Here is an 18,020-nt window from a genome sequence, read left to right on the forward strand (position 1 = left end):
CCAAAAAATTTTCGACCTGCCCCTAAAATTTTCCTGCCGGTTTTGGGCGCAGGTGACGGGGCCGGCGAAAGGGGCTAGAAAACCCACGCTTTTCCCATCCAGTCCGGACCATCCCGATGAGCCTGATCACGCCCCGCACCCCGCCCGGAACGATGGAGCTGCTGCCGCGCCAGCAGGTGGCTTTCCAGCGCATGCTGGACACCATCCGCCGCGGTTACGAGCGGTTCGGCTTCGTCCCCGTCGAGACCCCGGTGTTCGAGACGGTGGACACGCTGCTGACCAAGTCGGGCGGCGAGACGGAAAAGCAGGTCTATTTCGTGCAGTCGACCGGCGCGATCCAGCAGGGCCACAAACCCGAGCTGGCCCTGCGCTTCGACCTGACGGTGCCGCTCGCCCGCTATGTGGCGGAGCATGAGCGCGACCTCGCCTTCCCCTTCCGCCGCTACCAGATCCAGCGGGTCTACCGCGGCGAGCGGGCGCAGCGCGGGCGCTTCCGCGAATTCTACCAGTGCGACATCGACGTGATCGGCAAGGACAGCCTGTCCGCCCATTACGACGCCGAGATCCCGGCGGTCATCCACCACGTCTTCAGCGAGCTGGATTTCGGCGGCTTCACCATCAACGTGAACAACCGCAAGATCCTGCTCGGCCTGCTGGACGGGCTGGGCGTCGCCGACGCCGAGGCCCGCGTGCTGGTGCTGCGCGAGATCGACAAGCTGGACAAGATCGGCCGCGACAAGGTGCGTGCCAGCCTGCTGGGCCTCGGCGTGACCGAGCATGCCGCCGACACCATCCTGTCACTGATCGCCATGGAGGGCAGCAACGCCGAGACGCTGGCGGCACTGGGCGCGCTCGACATCGAGAACGCCACCTTCCGCGAGGGCGTCGGCGAGCTGACCACCGTCATCGACGGGCTGACCGCCTTCCAGGTGCCGGACGGCGTCGTCCGCATCAACCTCGCCATCGCGCGCGGCCTCGACTACTACACCGGCACTGTCTACGAGACCTTCCTGAACGACCATCCCGGCATCGGCTCGGTCTGCTCGGGCGGGCGCTACGAGAATCTGGCCAGCCACTACACCAAGTCGAAGCTGCCGGGCGTCGGCATCTCCATCGGCGCCACCCGGCTGTTCTACCAGCTGATGGAGGCTGGCATCATCAAGGACGCCGCCCCCACCGCGCAGGTGCTGGTGACGCAGATGGACCCGTCGCTGTCCGCCGATTATTTCCGCATGGCCAGCGAGCTGCGCGCCGCCGGCATCAACACGGAAATCCAGCTGGACGGCGGCAAGGTCGCCAAGCAGATGAAATATGCCGACCGCGCCGGCATCCCGGTCGTGCTGCTGATGGGCTCCGACGAGAAGGCACGCGGCACCGCGACGCTGAAGCATCTGGTCAAGGGCGAACAGGTCGAGGTTCCGCTGCCCGAGCTGGCGGTGCGGGCAAAGGCGCTGCTGGAAGGGTGAAGGCTCTGGCTTAAACCGCCTGTTAACCATGACTCCCCTACCGTTCCGGCCGACACCGACATCGTGGGTCGGGCGGCAGGGGACACGCATCCGGTATGGCGACGGCGTGGGTTCGCAAGGTGGCGCTGGCAGGGCGCTGGACGCGGCGGGCGGTGGTCGGCGTCTCGCTGGCCGTCACGCTTGCCGCCGCCGGCTATGCCGGCTGGCGGGAGATGGAGACGTCCCGCCTCCAGGCCCGGCTGCTGTCCGGCGCCGCCCAGTCGATGACCGTGTCCTTGCGCGAAGGCCCGAACCCGCAGGCGCGCTATCCCAAGCACGGGCCGTACAATGAGCGGCTGGGCTACACCGCCCTGCCCGGCCAGCTCGACGCGCTGACCCGCGACCTCTACGCCATCGAACGGCAGGCGGTTCTGTCCCCGGCGCTCGACCGCTTCATGGCCGGCGGCGGCTTTCCCATCTACCGGGAAAAGACGCAGGGCGGGCTGACCCTGCTCGACCGCAACGGCGCCACCATGTATGCGGCGCGCTATCCCGAACGGGTGTTCGACGGTTTCGACGACGTGCCGAAGCTGGTCGCCGACACGCTGCTGTTCATCGAGAACCGCGAGCTGTTGGATGAGGACGAGCCGCGCCGCAACCCGGCAGTGGAGTGGGACCGATTCGGCGCGGCGGTGGCGATGCTGCCCTTGCAGGCGATCCGGTCCGGCCAGCGCTCCCCCGGCGGCTCGACGCTGGCCACCCAGATCGAGAAGTACCGCCATTCGCCGGACGGCCAGACCACCGGCAGCGTGGAGAAGCTGCGCCAGATGATGTCGGCCAGCATCCGCGCCTATCGCGACGGCGAGGACACCAGCGAGGCGCGGCGGCACATCCTGGTCGATTACCTGAACTCGACCCCGCTGACGGCGAGGCCGGGCTATGGCGAGGTCAACGGGCTGGGCGACGGGCTGTGGGCATGGTTCGGCACCGACCTCGCCATCGCCAAGCGGGTGCTGGCCGAGCCCGCGGTGGAGCCCCGCACCCTGCGGCTGAAGGCGCTGGCCTACAAGCAGGTGCTGGCGCTGCTGCTGGCGCAGCGGCGGCCATCCCATTACCTGATCCAGGACCGGCCGGCGCTCGACCGGCTGGCCGACGCCCATCTGCGGGCGCTGGCGCAGGCCGGGGTGATCGACCCGGCGCTGCGCGACGCGGCGCTGGCCATCCCGCTCGCCTTCCGCGAGGACGCGCCGCCGGCACCCGCCACCTCCTTCGTCGAGCAGAAGGCGACCAACGCCATCCGCGCCCGGCTGCTGGGCATGCTGGGGGTGCCGAGCCTCTACCAGCTCGACCGGCTCGACCTCACCGCGCAATCGACACTGGATGCCGGGACGCAGGCCCGGGTGGTCGAGGTGCTGGGCCGGCTGAACGAGCCGGATTTCGCCCGCTCGATGGGGCTGACCGGCGAGCGGCTGCTGGATGCCCGCAACAACGACCTGTCGAAGCTGGTCTATTCGATCGCGCTGTACGAGCGCGGACCCGAGGCCAACTACCTGCGCGTCCAGGCCGACAATCTCGACCAGCCGTTGGACATCAACGACGGGGCGAAGCTGGACCTGGGATCGACCGCCAAGCTGCGCACGCTGGTCACGTATCTGGAAATCCTGGCCGAGCTGCACAGCCGCTACGCCCATCTGCCGAAGGAGCTGCTGACCGACGTCGGCGACGAGGCGTCGGACACCCTGACCCGCTGGGCGACCTCCTGGCTGGCCTCGGCCCCCGACCGCCGCCTGCCGGCCATGCTGGGCGCGGCGATGGAGCGGCGCTATTCCGCCAGCCCGGGCGAGGTATTCTTCACCGGCGGCGGCCAGCACAGCTTCGTGAACTTCAACAAGGACGACAACGGCCGGATCATGTCGGTGCAGGACGCGCTGCGCAACAGCGTCAACCTGCCCTTCATCCGGCTGATGCGCGACATCGTGCAGTTCTACATGGACGAAGGGGCCGACGACGGCGCCGACATCCTGCGCACCCCCGACCATCCGGCACGCCAGGCCTATCTCGCCCGCTTCGCCGACCGCGAGGGATCGGACTTCCTCAACCGTTTCTACAACGACTACCGCAAGCGCAGCCCGGACGAGGCGCTGGCCCGGCTGGCGACGCGCTCGCGCCCGGTGCCGCACCGGCTGGCGGTGATCTTCCGCACCGTGCGGCCCAAGGCCGGGCTGGCGGAGTTCTCCGCCTTCCTGCGCGGGCGCCTGCCGGGGGCGGCGCTGTCCGACGGCGAGCTGTCGGCGCTCTACGCCAAATACGGGCCGGACCGCTTCCCGCTGAACGACCTGGGCTATCTCGCCCGCGTCCATCCGCTGGAGCTGTGGCTGGTCGCCTATCTCCAGGAGCATCCCGGCGCCAAGCGGACCGAGGTGCTGGCCGCCAGCGCCGACGAACGGCAGGAAAGCTACCGCTGGCTGTTCAAGAAGGGCATGGCGGCACAGAACACCCGCATCCGCATCGGGCTGGAGGAGGAGGCGTTCCAGCGCATCACCGCGCAATGGCGCAGCGTCGGCTACCCCTTCGAGACGCTGGTGCCGTCGCTGGCGACCGCGATCGGCAGCTCGGCCGACCGCCCGGCGGCGCTGGCGGAACTGATGGGGCTGATCCTGAACGACGGGGTGCGCCAGCCGACGGTGAAGATCCGCTCTCTGCATTTCGCCGCCGATACCCCTTATGAGGCGAAGCTGGGGCTGGGGCCGCTGAAGGGCGAGCGCGTGCTGCACCCGGAGGTCTGCGCCACGTTGCGCCGCGCCCTGATGGACGTGGCGCAGAACGGCACCGCCAAGCGCGTCTGGGGGTCGTTCAAGGATGCGGCAGGGGCACCGGTGCCGATGGGCGGCAAGACCGGCACCGGCGACCACCGGCTGGACCGCTGGGGGCCGGGCGGTGTTCTGCTGGAGTCCAAGGCGGTCAACCGCACCGCGACCTTCGTCTTCTACATCGGCGACCGCTTCTTCGGCACCATGACCGCCTTCGTCCATGGACCGGAGGCCGACGACTACCGCTTCACCAGCGCCCTGCCCGCCCAGTTGCTGAAGAGCCTCGCCCCGGCGCTCCAGCCGCTGATCGACCAGGGCGTCACGCGGACCGCCGACACCGGAATGCCGCCGACCGGGCTGTAATTGGCGAACACATCTATATCTTTCGAGATCGCCATCCAGCAGATGGTCTTTCTATTTATTCATTTACGGCCTCAGCTGAAATATTTTTCTATGCACGAAAACCTACCTGAAAATCTTAAATACAGCGGCAACCGCAATAACACTTACAGCGCCGATCTTCATCGCATCCTTCCAAAAATCGTTATTACTTTCGTTCATTTTTTCTAGAGACTTGGCCATTTCACCACTACATTTTGCCAAATCCACAATAGCTCCGGAAACAATATTCCGAGTCTCCTCAGAGTCCATATAGCCTAACAAACTCTCTATCGCCTTTGACTGAGTGTCGATACTAGATTTTATAGCTTCAATTCCAGAAAGTTGCGATTTGGAAGCTGCTTCTGCCACAGCTTTGAAGGATTGGACGGATTCTCTTGCCAGCTCTACAAATTGTGGGAAGTTTTCCATTAGAAATTTTACATGTTCCCTTCTAAGACGTCCCTGCCCTGCAAGATCAATGATCTTCCTACCTTCTTCCCGGGTGATATTCTTAGTATCCATAACTCCGGCAACTTTTTTTAAGTCCGCAACAACCGCATCATTTTGCATTTTTTTCCTCCAAATCGGCCGCACCCAGAGATGGTGATGCGCATAAATTTCGCCTGCCCGAGGCTTTATCGGAGCGCTCCACCACCATGGTAAGAGATGTTATTGTGCGGATCTACTGCCGACTTGCCTTTCTCAAGCTTGAAAAATGTTGAAACGCGTTCCCCTTGACGCGCCCCCCCGATTGCCTTAAGGACACCGCGCACGCGTCGGCACCCCTGGAGGCCGGCGCCCTTTTCGTTTTGGAGCATCGTCATGACCAAGATCATTCCGCTCGGCGCTGAGACGCGCGAACGGGCCGGCAAGGGGACCGCCCGCCAGACCCGCCGTGACGGCCGCATTCCGGCCGTCATCTACGGTGGCAAGCAGGCTCCCCTGACCATTTCGCTCGAGAAGTTCGAGTTCACCCGCGTCCTGCATCAGCCGGGCTTCTTCACCCACCTGTTCGACGTGACCGTCGACGGCGCCGCCCACCGCGTCCTGCCGCGCGACGTGCAGTTCCACCCGGTGACCGATTTCCCGCTGCATGTCGACTTCCTGCGCGTGTCGTCCGACACCCGCATCAACGTGCAGGTTCCGGTCGAGTTCGCCGACCAGGACAAGTCGGCCGGCCTGAAGCGCGGCGGCGTCCTGAACATCGTCCGTCACGAGCTGGAGCTGAGCTGCCCGGCCGACAGCATCCCCGAGCACATCACCGTGTCGTGCGAGGGCTTCGATGTCGGCGACTCGATCCACATCTCGGCGGTCAAGCTGCCGGAGGGTGTGACCTCGACGATCACCGACCGCGATTTCACCATCGCGACCATCGTTGCCCCGTCGGGCCTGAAGTCGGACGAGAACGCCGCTTCCTGATCGGAGCGTCCGTTCTTCGAGGATGGGTACAGCGGGGGGCTTCGGCCCCCCGCTTCGTTTGTGGAGACTGCCTTCCAAAGGGTGAGGGACATGCTGCTTCTGGTCGGACTGGGCAACCCCGGCAACGAGTATGCCCGCAACCGTCACAACATCGGTTTCATGGCGGTGGAGACCATCGCCCAGCGCCACCGCTTCACGCCGTGGAAGAAGCGCTTCCAGGGCCAGACCGCCGAGGGCACAGTCGCCGGCGACAAGGTTCTGGCGCTGGAGCCCGCCACCTTCATGAACCTGTCCGGCCAGTCGGTGGTGGCGGCCATGCAGTTCTACAAGCTGAAGCCCGAGAATGTGGTGGTCATCCATGACGAGCTCGACCTGCCGCCCGGCAAAATCCGGGTGAAGAAGGGCGGCGGCCATGGCGGCCACAACGGCCTGCGCTCCATCGACGCGCATATCGGCAAGGAGTATTGGCGCATCCGGCTGGGCATCGGCCATCCCGGCAACAAGGATCTGGTCAGCGGCTATGTCCTGCACGACTTCGCCAAGGCCGACCGGGACTGGATCGACCCGCTGCTCGACGCCGTGTCCGACAATCTGCCGCTGATCGTCGACGGCCAGCCCGAGCTGTTCATGAACAAGGTGACGGTGGCGACGCAGGGCAAGTAGGAAGGCCGGGTGGACGTCCGCTTCCCCGCACTCCTCCACTTGGCATTTGCGCTTTGCCCCCCGGCGTAGGATAAAGCGCCTCAATTCCAGATAATTTCCGACGGCGAGCACCCAACCCATGGGCTTCAATTGCGGCATCGTCGGCCTGCCGAACGTCGGCAAGTCGACCCTCTTCAACGCGCTGACCGCCACCCAGGCGGCCGAGGCGGCGAATTTCCCCTTCTGCACCAAGGAGCCGAACGTCGGCCGCGTCGGCGTGCCCGACCCGCGGCAGGACAAGCTGGCCGAAATCGCCAAGTCGCAGAAGGTCGTCCCGACCCAGCTGGAATTCGTGGACATCGCCGGCCTGATCCGCGGCGCGTCGAAGGGTGAAGGGCTGGGCAACCAGTTCCTCGCCAACATCCGCGAGGTCGACGCCATCGTCCATGTGCTGCGTTGCTTCGAGGACGACGACATCACCCATGTCGAGGGCAATGTCGATCCGCTGCGCGATGCCGAGGTGGTCGAGACCGAGCTGATGCTCGCCGACATGGAAAGCCTGGAACGCCAGCTGACCAGCCTGCAGAAGAAGGCCAAGGGCGGCGACAAGGACAGCAAGGTCAAGGCCGACCTGATGGAACGCGCCCTGAAGGTGCTCCAGGACGGCAAGCCCGCCCGCGTGGTCGAGCTGTCGGACGACGAGCGGCCGGTGTTCAAGCAGTTCATGCTGCTGACCGACAAGCCGGTGCTCTATGTCTGCAACGTCGAGGAGGCCTCGGCCGCCACCGGCAACGACTTCTCCGCCAGGGTCGCCGAAAAGGCCAAGGCCGAGAATGCCGAGGTCGTCGTCATCTCCGCCGCCATCGAATCCGAGGTCGCCCAGCTCTCCGACCCGGCCGAGAAGGCCGAGTTCCTGGAATCGATGGGGCTGGAGGAAACCGGCCTGAACAAGCTGATCCGCGCCGGCTTCAAGCTGCTGGACCTGATCACCTTCTTCACCGTCGGCCCGAAGGAGACGCGCGCCTGGACCGTGCGCCGGAACGCCAAGGCCCCGGAGGCTGCCGGTGTCATCCACACCGACTTCGAGCGCGGCTTCATCCGCGCCGAGACCATCGACTATACCAGCTTCGTCACGCTGGGCGGCGAGCAGGGGGCGAAGGACGCCGGCAAGATGCGCCAGGAAGGCAAGGAATATGTCGTCCAGGACGGCGACATCTTCCACTTCCGCTTCAACGTCTGAAATCGGGGGGTAGCCGCTGCCCGGCCGGCCCGGACAGGGGGAAAACGGGCGTGGCGCCCCTCCCCCGACGGGCCCCGGCAGAGGCAGCGCTTCGCCTCTTTCTTGTCACCCGGCCAGTAATGTTAACTCTTTCGTAACCATATAAAATTCGTCAAGCTCTTTCGCGACATGGTTAACAAACCGACCCTGTGGTTGTTATGCCCCCATGGCCGCCATGCCGGGGCAGGCCACGGGACGGTTGTCGGGAGGGGGCTGACGGTGGCGAACACGCACGCGACGGCGAACGGGTCCAAAACACCGGAGGCATCCGGGGCCGGATTTGCGGAGCGGGTGCGCGACGCCATCGAGCGGCGGGAGCTGTCCCTGGTCTACCAGCCGCAGGCCGATGTCTTCACCAACCGCCTGACCGGGTTCGAGGCGCTGTCGCGCTGGCGCCTGTCCGACGGGACCATGCTGCCCCCCGACGTCTTCGTGCCGATGGCCGAACAGGGCGAGGCCATCCACCTGCTGGGCGAATGGACCTTGCGGACGGCATGTGCCGCCGCCGCGGACTGGCTGCACGCCGGGATCACGGATGCACCGGTGTCGGTGAACCTATCGGCCCGGCAGCTCGACGATCCCGGGCTGGTCCGCAAGGTGCTGGGGGTGCTGGCCGACACCGGCCTGCCGGCGGCGAACCTGAAGCTGGAGCTGACCGAAACCGCCCTGTTCAGCCAGGCCGCCGAGGCGCGCGAGGCCCTGCTGCACCTGCGCGGCGCCGGGATAAGGCTGGTGCTGGACGATTTCGGCACCGGCTGGTCGTCGCTGGCGACCTTGCGGCGGGTGCCGGTCGAGGCTCTGAAGATCGACAAGCAGTTCGTCCAGGCGATGGTCGAGGATCGCGACGCCGCCGCCATCGTCCAGGCGGTGGTCGCGCTGGCCCATGCGCTGGGGCTGGGCGTGGTGGCGGAAGGGGTGGAGACGCCCGAGCAGCGCACCTACCTGCAGGCCTATCGCTGCGACACGCTGCAGGGCTATTGGCTGTCACGCCCGCTGACGGTGGACGGGATTGCGGATTTCCTCGCCGGGCGGCCCCTCATCGCCGACCCGGATTTTCCTGGGCTGGGCGCGGGGCCAAGCGCTGGGCCGCCGACATCAGGATGACCCGCCGGGTTTCGTCCCATTCCGTCAGCTCCCCGGCCTCGTCGGCGGTCGCCCAGCAGGCCTCCAGCGCATCGTCGGCGCAGACCGGGTCGCCCTCCGCGCTCTCCGCCGCCACCTCGACCAGTGTGTAATGGTAGTGGACGCGCCCATCGGCATCGGGAGTGATGGCGTCGACCACGGTGACGATGCCGGTCGGCACGATCTCCAGCCCGGTTTCCTCGCGCACCTCGCGCACTGCAGTCTCGAACACGGTCTCCCCCACCGACTGGGCGCCACCCGGCAGGCTCCACTGTCCCAGCCGCGGCGCCTTGCCCCGCCGGATCAACAACACCCGGTCTCCGCGCCAGACGACGGCCCCGACCCCGACCCACGGACGGTCGGGATATTCGCGGCTGGAACGGTCGGCGGACGGACTGGTCATGGATGGTCCCCTAATCGATGGATCGACCCGGCGATGGCTTGACCCGAGGTTAGCGCGGTCCGACACTCGGACGCCAGACGCCAAGGCAACTGCACTGCGCCGCGTCGCTCCCCCGGTCATCATGGCGGCCCATGAAGCTCAACGAGATCCGCACCTTCATCGCCGTGGCCGATGCGCAATCGGTCCAGGAGGCCGGCAACCGGCTGGGGCTGACCCAATCTGCGGTGTCCCGGCTGATCCAGCGGCTGGAAGCCGAGCTCGGCGTCACCCTGTTCGACCGCCAGACCAAACCGCTGGTACTGACCCGCGACGGGGAACTGGCGCTGGGCCACGCCCGGCGCATCCTGGCGGCGACGAGCGACTTCAGCGATGCCTTCGCCGGATCGGCCGAGCCGCGCGGGCCGCTGCGGCTGGGGGTGGCGCATGTGCTGATCGCGCTGGCGGCCGGGCGTCCGCTGGACGACCTGCGCGCCGGCTTTCCCGGCCTGACCTTGCGGCTGCAATCCGACTGGAGCGGCCCGCTGATCGATCAGGTCCGCAGCGGTGCGCTCGATGGCGCGCTGGTCCTGCTGTGCGAGGAGCAGGAACCGCCCGACGACCTGCCCGCCCGCCGCATCGGGGTCGAGCCGGTCAGCGTCATCGCCGCCCCCGACAATTGCACGGGCGGCAGCCCTGCCGTGAGCCTGGCCGCGATGAATGCGCGCGGCTGGGTGCTGCAACCGAACGGCTGCCGCTACCGCAACGCGCTGCAGCAGGCGCTGGCGCCGCTCGGCCTGCAGCCGAACGTGACGGTCGAGGCCTATGACCAGAGCCTGCTGGTGGGGCTGGTGGCCCGCGGCGTGGGATTCGGGCTGGCGCCGATGGGACTGATCGCCCCGATCCCGGCCGCGGCGACGGTGCAGCCGGTCGATCTGCCGGATTTGCGGATGTCGGTCACGATCTGGCTGGTCCAGGCCCGGACACCGGGCCGCATCGCGCCGGTGTTCGACCGGCTGGAGGATGCGCTGCGGCGCCAGCTCGACGCCGGCCGGCGGATCGGGCGCATCGCAGCCCTGCATTCCGCTGCGGAATGACCCGCTTGCCGATTATGAATTTGTCGAACTATCGATGGCCGCTTATCGTCGGCTGCACATCGGTTCCATAAGCACGCCGCGCAAAGCCGGCAGCATCCGGGAGGACGCCTTGACCACCGCCACCCCCAAACCGGCGCCGTCCTCCTGGAGGACACCGGCACTCGTCGTCATCTGCGGCTGCCTGATCTCGATGCTGGCCTTCGGGCCGCGGTCGAGCATGGGGCTGTTCATCGGTCCGCTGTCGGAAACCCGTGGCTGGGGCCGCGACGTCTTCGCGCTGGCGATGGCTATCCAGAACATCCTGTGGGGGGCCGGCGGCCCCTTCGCCGGGGCTCTGACCGACCGCTACGGCCCTGCCCCGGTGCTTGCCGGCGGCGGACTGCTCTATGCCGCCGGGCTGGCGCTGATGCCCTATGCCGAAACCAGCGTCGAGCTGTACCTGACGGCCGGCGTGCTGATCGGGCTCGGGCTGTCCGGCGCGTCCTTCGGGATCATCATCGCTGGCTTCACCCGGCTGCTGCCGCCGGAACAGCGCAGCTGGTCGGTCGGCATCGCCACCGCCGCCGGATCGATGGGGCAGTTCCTGTTCGCGCCGATGGGCCAGGCCTTCATCGCCGGCTTCGGCTGGCAGACCGCCCTGATGCTGATGGCGGCCTCGATGATCGCGGTGCCGCTGCTGGCCGGGGTCTTCCCAGGCCCCAAGGGCATGGCGGCCGGCGGCGTGCCGGCGGTGACCGGCGCAAACATCGGCTACGTCGCCGCGGTGCGCCAAGCCTTCCAGCACCGCAGCTATGTGCTGCTGGTCGCCGGCTTCTTCGTCTGCGGCTTCCAGCTGGCCTTCATCACCACCCATCTGCCGCCCTACCTGACCGCCGCCGGGATCAGCCCGTCGCTGGCCGCCTGGGCATTGGCGCTGATCGGGCTGTTCAACGTCATGGGCTCCTACGCGTCGGGCGTGCTGGCCGGCAAGATGAGCAAGCGCTACCTGCTGTGCGCCAACTATTTCTCGCGCGGGATCGCCACCGCCGCCTTCATCCTGCTGCCGATCTCGCCGGTGACGGTGATCGCCTATGCCGCGGTGATGGGCCTGCTGTGGCTGTCCACCGTGCCGCCGACCTCCGGTCTGGTCGCGCTGATGTTCGGCACGCGCTACATGGGCACGCTCTACGGCTTCGCCTTCTTCAGCCATCAGGTCGGCGGCTTCCTCGGCGTCTGGCTGGGCGGGGTGCTGTACGAACGCACCGGATCCTATGACGTGGTGTGGTGGCTGGGCGTGGCGCTGGCCATGTTCGCGACCATCATCCACTGGCCGATCGCCGAAAAGCCCGCGCCGTCGCTGGCGGCAGCGGAGGCGAAGGCGTAGGATGGACGGCATGAGCGACGGCCCCTCCTCCCCCCTCCCGATCGGCCACGGCCTTGCGGCGGCGCTGCTGGGCGGCATTCTGCTGGTGTGGGCGGGGTTGATGGGGCTGTCGCTGCAACGGGCCGCCCTGCCGGACACGACCGACGGGCTGATGCTGGCGGTCTTCAGCCCCGGCACCGGCGACGACGAGGCGCTGGCGGCGATGGTGCGGGCGGGGGGCGAGCCGGTACGCCCCACCTGGCTCGGATTCGCCTGGGTCGCCCGTGGGGTGGAACCCGGCTTCGTCGGCCGGCTGAAGGCCGAGGGGGCGCTGGCCGCCTTCGGCGAGCTTCCGGTCGGCCCGACGCTGGGCGGCTGCACCGCCACCCCGGTCGACACCGCCCGGATCGCCGCCACCCGCCTGCAATAGCCACCCCTTTCCGCAAGAGCGGGCGAGCGTGGGCGTCACCAACGGTGGACGTGCGGCGCTTGCGGTGTCATAGTGCGGCCCGCATTCGACCAGCCCCGTTTCGGCGGGGCCAGACTCCGGAATTCGTGAGCGACGATGAGCGAGCCGATCTCCCTGTTCACCAAACTGGCGAACATCCACATCCGTTACGTCACGTGGCGTCGGGGCGCCAAGGTCGGCAGCGACCGCTTCGGCAACGTCTATTACCGCAGCAAGGACACCCAGCCCGGCACGCGCGAGCGCCGCTGGGTGCTCTATGCCGGCGAGCCCGACGCATCGAAGATCCCGCCGGAATGGCATGGCTGGCTGCACCACACCACCAGGGAGCCGCTGCCCGAGGGGTCGAGCGCCTTCCACAAGCCGTGGCAGAAGGAGCATCTGCCGAACCTGTCCGGTTCGGTCCAGGCCTACCGCCCGCCCGGCCATGTGCTGGCCGGTGGCCAGCGGGTGCCGGCCAGCGGCGACTACGAGCCCTGGTCACCGAACTGAGCTCCGTCAGGCCTGACCGTCACGTCAGAGTGGAAAACCCGGCCCGTTTCGGGCCGGGTTTCGATTCGGGAACTCGCAGCAGGATAGCCTCATGCGCCGGAATGTGATCGAAACCGTGCTGGGCGGCGTCGTGCTCGCCGTGGCAGCCGTGTTCCTTACCTTCGCCTACAAAAGCGCCGACCTGCGCAAGGTGCAGGGGTATGACATCACCGCCAACTTCAGCAGCATCACCGGCCTGCAGAGCGGCGCCGACGTGCGCATCAGCGGCGTGAAGGTCGGCACGGTCACCGGGCTGACGCTCGATCCGACCAGCTATCAGGCGGTCGTGCATCTGTCGGTCGACAATTCGGTGAAGCTGCCCAGGGACACCGCCGCGGTCATTGCCTCGGAAAGTCTGCTGGGCGGCAAGTTCCTGTCGCTGGAGCCGGGCGGCGATCCCGACCTGATCAAGCCGAACGGCAAGATCGAATTCACCCAGAGCACGCCGGGCCTGGAACAGCTCCTGGGCCAGGTCATCTTCTCGCTGCAGAGCATGAGCAAGCCGGCCGACCAGTCCGCCGGCGGCCAATCCTCCTCGCAGGCCCCGGCCCAGCCGCCGAAGCTGTAGCCGGGCAATCGGCGCCAGCGCCCGGAACCCACGCCCACGCTCAAGCGTTCCTCCCGGTCCCATGGCGATGCCGAGGCGGCGTCGCCGGACCACGAAGCGGGAGGAAATGCGATGCGCCCATCCCTATTGGCCGCGTTCGGACTGGTCCTGGCGACCGCTGCCTGCGGCAACGGCATGGAGGAGAAGCCGGCCAGCGCCGGGCTGGGCAGTGCAGCCGCCGGTGCCGGCATGGGTGCGGCGACCCAGGCGATCGGAGAGCGCGAACAACAGAGCGGCAGCGGCTCAACCTACAGCGCCCCGGCCTCGCGCAGCACCGCCACGCGCTGAACCACCCGCCCGACACAGGTCACTCCGGCGTTGCCGGCCCCTGGACGCCACCCCACCTTCCGGGATAGAAGGCGGGGCGACCCGGCATTGCCCCGGCAGGCCGGGGCGCCGTCCGCAACAACGGAAGCGATCCGACGTGACGAGACTCCCGAGCTTTTTCCAGAGATCCGCTTGCCTGATGGCCGCCGCGGCGGTGTTGGCGCCGCTGGCCGTTCATGCGGCCCCGGTCCCGAGCCAGATGATCGAGCAGCCGGCCGCCAAACTGCAATGGCTGGACAAGGTGACCGCCCGCACATCGACCTTCGCCATCAAGGTGGGAGAGACGAAGGCGATGGGCAGCCTGCGCATCACGTTGCGCGCCTGCCGCGAGAATCCGCCCATCGAGACGCCCGAATCCGCCGCCTTCCTCGAGGTGGTGGAGATCAAGCCGGGCGAACAGGCGGAGCAGGCCTTCAGCGGCTGGATGTTCGCCTCGAGCCCCGCCCTGTCGGCGATGGAGAACCCGATCTACGACGTCTGGGTATTGGGCTGCGAGCAGTAGGCAACACTGCGCCGACCAGGGCAAAGCTGCCTTGGCCGGCGCCCTGGCTCTTCAGCAGCACCCGTCATGTGGCCCCGGGGACATCACCGGGCCGGCACCGTCATTCCGCAACGGCGGCGACCGGATTGCCCAGCGCCTTGCCCAGATAATCGTCCACCTGCACCGCAAGGTCGTCGGTGCGGTTGACGAAAAAGTGGCTGGCGCCGGGGACGACGCGATGGTCGATGCGGATATCCTTCTGGTGCGACAGCTTGGTCACCAGCTTGCTCACAGCGGCCTGGGGCACCACCTCGTCCTTGTCGCCGTGGATGATCAGGCCCGAGGACGGGCACGGCGCCAGGAACGAGAAGTCGAACAGGTTGGCCGGCGGCGAAACCGAGACGAAGCCGTCGATCTCCGGCCGGCGCATCAGCAGTTGCATGCCGATCCAGGCGCCGAACGACACGCCGCCGATCCAGCACAGCGGCGCGTTCGGGTTGTAGGTCTGCAGCCAGTCGAGCGCCGCCGCCGCATCGGCCAGTTCGCCTTCCCCCTTGTCGTAGGTGCCCTGGCTGCGCCCGACGCCGCGGAAGTTGAAGCGCAGGGCGGAATAGCCGCGCTTCGTGAAGGACTGGAACAGGGTGAAGACCACCTTGTTGTTCATCGTCCCATTGTGCTGCGGGTGCGGATGCAACAGCAGCGCGACCGGGGCGTTCGGCTGTGTGCCATGGGTGTAACGGCCTTCCAGGCGACCGGCGGGACCGTTGAAGAGCACTTCAGGCATGGGAACGACGTTCCTGACGCGGACAAAGGGTTGTTGGGAGCGCCGCAGCGACGAACCGGATATCATCCGGCAGCCGCCCCGGCGCAAGGGCCTCCCGGCCCGTCATGGATTTTCCCGCCTTGGAGTGGGGTTTTCCGCACACAATTCTTGACCGTTTTGCTCGGTCATCATATATGCGTCGTAACGTCCTCCGGGGCAACCCGCCTGACTAGCCCGATCGGCCCTGGCGCCGGCGGGACCTTCCGGTCCGGAACCGAAAGGTTCCGACCGGCCGATGCCTGGCGCGGGCGGCCGATGAGAGCGGCGGACTATACCACGGCGGGTGACGGCGTGTTCAAGCATCTTCGCGAAGAGATCGACGGGATCATGGCACGCGACCCCGCGGCACGCTCCCGTGTGGAGGTGGCGTTGTGCTACCCCGGATTGCACGCGATCCTGCTTCACCGCATCGCCCGGCGCTGCCGCGACGCCGGATGGCTTCTGACCGCCCGGCTGGTGTCGCAGATCGCCCGCACGCTGACCGGCATCGAAATCCACCCCGGCGCCACCATCGGCCGCCGCTTCTTCATCGACCACGGCATGGGCGTCGTGATCGGCGAGACAGCCGAGATCGGCGACGACGTCATGCTCTATCACGGCGTCACTCTGGGCGGCACCTCGCTGAACCCGGGCAAGCGCCATCCGACGCTGGGCGACGGCGTGATCGTCGGCGCCGGCGCCAAGATCCTGGGCGCCATCACCGTCGGACGCGGCGCCCGCATCGGCGCCAACGCCGTGGTGGTGGCCGACGTGCCAGCCGGCACCGCCGTGGTCGGCATCCCGGCGAAGCCGGTCGCTCCGCGCGACCGGGCGGAGACCGGGGCGTTCCTGCCCTACGGCACGCCCTGCGGCGACATCCCCGACCCGGTGGCCCGCGCGCTGTCCGGCCTGCTCGACCAGGTGACGGCCCTGCAGGCCCGCATCGGCGAGCTGGAGGCCGGCCGGCCTGCCCTTCCCCCCCATTCCCTCCCTCTTTCCCCCCACGCACCGATCGAGACGGTGGCGTCCCGCAATGGCGGGATGCAGGACGCACAAGGAGAAGCGCGATGAGACTCAGCACCAAGGGACGCTATGCCGTGATGGCGATGGTCGATCTGGCCGCGACCAGCCAGGGCAGCCCCGTCGCGCTGGCCGACATCGCGGAGCGGCAGGAGATCTCCCTGTCCTACCTGGAACAGCTCTTCGCCAAGCTGCGCAAGGGCGGGCTGGTGAAGAGCGTGCGCGGCCCCGGCGGCGGCTATCTGCTGGCCCATCCGGCCGACGCAACCCGGGTGTCCGACATCATCCTGGCCGTCGACGAGCCGATCCGCACCACGCGCTGCGCCAACGGCACGCCCCAGGGCTGCCGCACCAACCGCTCGCGCTGCCTGACCCACGATCTGTGGGAAGAGCTGGGCAACCAGATCCATATGTATCTCAGCTCGGTCACGGTGGCCGACGTGGTCGAGCGGCGGATCATCGGCACCAGCGGCCTGAACCTGCTGCGGCCGCCCGCTCCCGCCGAAACCGGCGCCGCCGTCGCCGCGGAATGACACCGGACCCGGACAAGCCTGCAAAGTGACCGCTTCATTCGGCATCGCGTTCGGCCGCACCGGCATCTATCTGGACCACAACGCCACCACTCCGCTGAAGCCGGAGGTGAAGGCTGCGATGGTCCAGGCGATGGATCTGGTCGGCAACCCGTCCTCCGTGCATGCGTTCGGCCGCAGCGCCCGCCGCGCGGTGGACGAGGCGCGCACAGCCGTCGCCGCGCTCGTCGGCGCCAAGCCGGCCCAGGTGCTGTTCACCGGCAGCGGAACGGAGGCGAACAACTTCGCCCTGCGCGGCTTCCCCGGCCGCCCTGTCCTGACCTCCGCCATCGAGCATGAGTCGGTGCTGGCCGCCTGTCCGGACGCCTTGCGTTTCGGCGTGACCCGCGACGGCACCGCCGACCTCGACCAGTTGGACCGGCGGCTGGCCGAAGGCCGGCCGGCGCTGGTCTCGCTGATGCTGGTGAACAACGAGACCGGGGTGATCCAGCCGGTGGCCGACGCCGCACGGATCGCCCGCGCCCATGGCGCGCTGATCCATTGCGACGCGGTGCAGGCCGCCGGGCGGCTGCCGCTGTCCCTGCCCGCTCTCGGCGCCGACCTGATGACGCTGTCGGCCCACAAGCTGGGCGGCCCCGCCGGCATCGGTGCCCTGATCCTGGCCGACGGGCTGGAGCCCGAGGCACTGATCCGCGGCGGCGGTCAGGAGCGGCGCAAACGCGCCGGCACCGAGAACCTGCTGGGCATCGTCGGCTTCGGCGCGGCGGCGCGGCTGGCGCTGGACGAGCCGGCCGTGGCGGGGAAGACGGCGGCGGACCTCGCGTCCCTGCGCGACCGGCTGGAGCGGGAGGCGCTGGCGGCCGTGCCGCAGGCCCGCGTGATGGGCGCCGGCGCGGAACGGGTCGCCAACACCAGCTGCCTGATGCTGCCCGGATTGCCGGGCGAAACGCAGGTGATGACGCTCGACCTCGCCGGGGTGGCGGTCAGCGCCGGGTCGGCCTGTTCCAGCGGCAAGGTGAAGCCCTCCCATGTGCTGGCGGCGATGGGCGAAGACGAACGGTCCGCCGCCAGCACGATCAGGGTCAGCCTCGGCTGGAGCAGCGACGACGAGGCGGTGGACCGTTTCCTGGCCGCCTGGACCGCGATGGCCCGGCGAAGCATGCCCGCAAATGGCTGAGAACTCCGCCGGCAACCCCGCTGCCGACACGGCCTCCGGCTCCGGGGCGAATGCCGCGCGACCTTCTGTCTTCCACCCGGCAAGTCCGCATTCGCGCATTGCGCCGGATGCGGCTTCTGGGTATGACCCCGCGGAAGGCCCGCCGATCGGCGGCCGTGGCCTC

At 68.0% G+C, this 18,020-nt stretch carries 19 protein-coding genes; 16 read left to right on the forward strand and 3 right to left on the reverse strand.

The window, feature by feature from the left end; all coding sequences use genetic code 11:
* Positions 1–116 precede the first annotated feature (116 nt).
* Both hisS and ABMY26_RS23510 read left to right on the forward strand, forming a co-directional pair.
* On the forward strand, positions 117–1,466 hold the full coding sequence (hisS, locus tag ABMY26_RS23505; RefSeq protein ID WP_372397040.1) for a histidine--tRNA ligase: 1,350 nt from the start codon (positions 117–119) through the stop codon (positions 1,464–1,466).
* Between the two features lie 95 nt (positions 1,467–1,561).
* Positions 1,562–4,618 carry a transglycosylase domain-containing protein gene (locus ABMY26_RS23510; RefSeq protein WP_372397041.1) on the forward strand — a complete coding sequence of 1,019 codons (3,057 nt, stop codon included), beginning with the start codon at positions 1,562–1,564 and terminating at the stop codon, positions 4,616–4,618.
* 102 nt (positions 4,619–4,720) lie between these two features.
* Here the strand turns inward: ABMY26_RS23510 and ABMY26_RS23515 are convergent, their stop codons facing one another.
* Positions 4,721–5,206 (reverse strand): hypothetical protein, encoded by a 486-nt coding sequence (locus tag ABMY26_RS23515; protein WP_372397042.1) that lies wholly within the window; start codon positions 5,204–5,206, stop codon positions 4,721–4,723.
* A gap of 252 nt (positions 5,207–5,458) precedes the next feature.
* Here ABMY26_RS23515 and ABMY26_RS23520 point away from each other — a divergent pair, with 252 nt between their 5' ends.
* From ABMY26_RS23520 to ABMY26_RS23535, 4 genes are all read left to right on the forward strand, one after another.
* On the forward strand, positions 5,459–6,055 hold the full coding sequence (locus tag ABMY26_RS23520; RefSeq protein WP_372397043.1) for a 50S ribosomal protein L25/general stress protein Ctc: 597 nt from the start codon (positions 5,459–5,461) through the stop codon (positions 6,053–6,055).
* Positions 6,056–6,145: 90 nt separating this feature from the next.
* Positions 6,146–6,718, forward strand: coding sequence for an aminoacyl-tRNA hydrolase (pth, locus tag ABMY26_RS23525; RefSeq protein WP_372397044.1), 573 nt, complete (start codon positions 6,146–6,148; stop codon positions 6,716–6,718).
* A gap of 118 nt (positions 6,719–6,836) precedes the next feature.
* Positions 6,837–7,937, forward strand: a complete 1,101-nt coding sequence (gene ychF, locus ABMY26_RS23530; RefSeq protein WP_372397045.1) for a redox-regulated ATPase YchF — start codon at positions 6,837–6,839, stop codon at positions 7,935–7,937.
* Positions 7,938–8,195: 258 nt separating this feature from the next.
* A complete protein-coding gene (locus ABMY26_RS23535; RefSeq protein WP_372397046.1) occupies positions 8,196–9,080 on the forward strand; it encodes an EAL domain-containing protein in 885 nt (294 codons plus the stop codon).
* On the opposite strand, the gene ABMY26_RS23540 is transcribed toward ABMY26_RS23535, so the two are convergent.
* Complete coding sequence (locus ABMY26_RS23540) at positions 9,013–9,501, reverse strand: NUDIX hydrolase (RefSeq protein WP_372397047.1); 489 nt, start codon at positions 9,499–9,501, stop codon at positions 9,013–9,015. The two genes, ABMY26_RS23535 and ABMY26_RS23540, sit on opposite strands and share 68 nt — an antisense overlap.
* Before the next feature lie 131 nt (positions 9,502–9,632).
* Here ABMY26_RS23540 and ABMY26_RS23545 point away from each other — a divergent pair, with 131 nt between their 5' ends.
* From ABMY26_RS23545 to ABMY26_RS23575, 7 genes are all read left to right on the forward strand, one after another.
* A complete protein-coding gene (locus ABMY26_RS23545; RefSeq protein WP_372397048.1) occupies positions 9,633–10,574 on the forward strand; it encodes a LysR family transcriptional regulator in 942 nt (313 codons plus the stop codon).
* 109 nt (positions 10,575–10,683) lie between these two features.
* The gene (locus ABMY26_RS23550) at positions 10,684–11,937 is read left to right on the forward strand and encodes an MFS transporter (RefSeq protein WP_372397049.1); all 1,254 of its coding nucleotides are present in this window, start codon (positions 10,684–10,686) and stop codon (positions 11,935–11,937) included.
* 10 nt (positions 11,938–11,947) lie between these two features.
* Positions 11,948–12,346 carry a hypothetical protein gene (locus tag ABMY26_RS23555; protein WP_372397050.1) on the forward strand — a complete coding sequence of 133 codons (399 nt, stop codon included), beginning with the start codon at positions 11,948–11,950 and terminating at the stop codon, positions 12,344–12,346.
* Positions 12,347–12,481: 135 nt separating this feature from the next.
* Positions 12,482–12,874: an NADH:ubiquinone oxidoreductase subunit NDUFA12 gene (locus ABMY26_RS23560; RefSeq protein WP_372397051.1), complete on the forward strand. Its 393-nt coding sequence runs from the start codon at positions 12,482–12,484 to the stop codon at positions 12,872–12,874.
* Positions 12,875–12,965: 91 nt separating this feature from the next.
* A complete protein-coding gene (gene mlaD, locus ABMY26_RS23565; protein ID WP_045580648.1) occupies positions 12,966–13,481 on the forward strand; it encodes an outer membrane lipid asymmetry maintenance protein MlaD in 516 nt (171 codons plus the stop codon).
* Between the two features lie 111 nt (positions 13,482–13,592).
* Positions 13,593–13,808, forward strand: coding sequence for a hypothetical protein (locus tag ABMY26_RS23570; protein WP_372397052.1), 216 nt, complete (start codon positions 13,593–13,595; stop codon positions 13,806–13,808).
* A gap of 136 nt (positions 13,809–13,944) precedes the next feature.
* Complete coding sequence (locus tag ABMY26_RS23575) at positions 13,945–14,349, forward strand: DUF2155 domain-containing protein (RefSeq protein ID WP_372397053.1); 405 nt, start codon at positions 13,945–13,947, stop codon at positions 14,347–14,349.
* Between the two features lie 100 nt (positions 14,350–14,449).
* On the opposite strand, the gene ABMY26_RS23580 is transcribed toward ABMY26_RS23575, so the two are convergent.
* A complete protein-coding gene (locus tag ABMY26_RS23580; RefSeq protein WP_045580651.1) occupies positions 14,450–15,112 on the reverse strand; it encodes an alpha/beta hydrolase in 663 nt (220 codons plus the stop codon).
* A 294-nt stretch (positions 15,113–15,406) separates the two neighbouring features.
* Here ABMY26_RS23580 and epsC point away from each other — a divergent pair, with 294 nt between their 5' ends.
* Genes epsC through ABMY26_RS23595 form a run of 3 tightly spaced genes read left to right on the forward strand, consistent with a single transcriptional unit; the run spans position 15,407 to position 17,857 of the window.
* Positions 15,407–16,201, forward strand: coding sequence for a serine O-acetyltransferase EpsC (gene epsC, locus ABMY26_RS23585; RefSeq protein ID WP_372397054.1), 795 nt, complete (start codon positions 15,407–15,409; stop codon positions 16,199–16,201).
* Positions 16,198–16,683: an Rrf2 family transcriptional regulator gene (locus ABMY26_RS23590; protein WP_045580653.1), complete on the forward strand. Its 486-nt coding sequence runs from the start codon at positions 16,198–16,200 to the stop codon at positions 16,681–16,683. The genes epsC and ABMY26_RS23590 overlap by 4 nt, the downstream gene beginning before the upstream one ends.
* Before the next feature lie 25 nt (positions 16,684–16,708).
* Positions 16,709–17,857 (forward strand): cysteine desulfurase family protein, encoded by a 1,149-nt coding sequence (locus tag ABMY26_RS23595; protein ID WP_372397055.1) that lies wholly within the window; start codon positions 16,709–16,711, stop codon positions 17,855–17,857.
* Positions 17,858–18,020 lie beyond the last annotated feature (163 nt).

Source organism: Azospirillum sp. HJ39, from assembly GCF_041507355.1.
Taxonomy (GTDB): Bacteria; Pseudomonadota; Alphaproteobacteria; order Azospirillales; family Azospirillaceae; genus Azospirillum; species Azospirillum thiophilum.

Excerpts from the sequence above, each read along its gene's own strand:
- hisS (WP_372397040.1), top strand. The coding sequence starts at position 117 with ATGAGCCTGATCACGCCCCGCACCCCGCCCGGAACGATGGAGCTGCTG.
- ABMY26_RS23510 (WP_372397041.1), top strand. The coding sequence starts at position 1,562 with ATGGCGACGGCGTGGGTTCGCAAGGTGGCGCTGGCAGGGCGCTGGACG.
- ABMY26_RS23515 (WP_372397042.1), bottom strand. The coding sequence starts at position 5,206 with ATGCAAAATGATGCGGTTGTTGCGGACTTAAAAAAAGTTGCCGGAGTT.
- ABMY26_RS23520 (WP_372397043.1), top strand. The coding sequence starts at position 5,459 with ATGACCAAGATCATTCCGCTCGGCGCTGAGACGCGCGAACGGGCCGGC.
- pth (WP_372397044.1), top strand. The coding sequence starts at position 6,146 with ATGCTGCTTCTGGTCGGACTGGGCAACCCCGGCAACGAGTATGCCCGC.
- ychF (WP_372397045.1), top strand. The coding sequence starts at position 6,837 with ATGGGCTTCAATTGCGGCATCGTCGGCCTGCCGAACGTCGGCAAGTCG.
- ABMY26_RS23540 (WP_372397047.1), bottom strand. The coding sequence starts at position 9,501 with ATGACCAGTCCGTCCGCCGACCGTTCCAGCCGCGAATATCCCGACCGT.
- ABMY26_RS23545 (WP_372397048.1), top strand. The coding sequence starts at position 9,633 with ATGAAGCTCAACGAGATCCGCACCTTCATCGCCGTGGCCGATGCGCAA.
- ABMY26_RS23555 (WP_372397050.1), top strand. The coding sequence starts at position 11,948 with ATGAGCGACGGCCCCTCCTCCCCCCTCCCGATCGGCCACGGCCTTGCG.
- ABMY26_RS23560 (WP_372397051.1), top strand. The coding sequence starts at position 12,482 with ATGAGCGAGCCGATCTCCCTGTTCACCAAACTGGCGAACATCCACATC.
- mlaD (WP_045580648.1), top strand. The coding sequence starts at position 12,966 with ATGCGCCGGAATGTGATCGAAACCGTGCTGGGCGGCGTCGTGCTCGCC.
- ABMY26_RS23570 (WP_372397052.1), top strand. The coding sequence starts at position 13,593 with ATGCGCCCATCCCTATTGGCCGCGTTCGGACTGGTCCTGGCGACCGCT.
- ABMY26_RS23580 (WP_045580651.1), bottom strand. The coding sequence starts at position 15,112 with ATGCCTGAAGTGCTCTTCAACGGTCCCGCCGGTCGCCTGGAAGGCCGT.
- epsC (WP_372397054.1), top strand. The coding sequence starts at position 15,407 with ATGAGAGCGGCGGACTATACCACGGCGGGTGACGGCGTGTTCAAGCAT.
- ABMY26_RS23590 (WP_045580653.1), top strand. The coding sequence starts at position 16,198 with ATGAGACTCAGCACCAAGGGACGCTATGCCGTGATGGCGATGGTCGAT.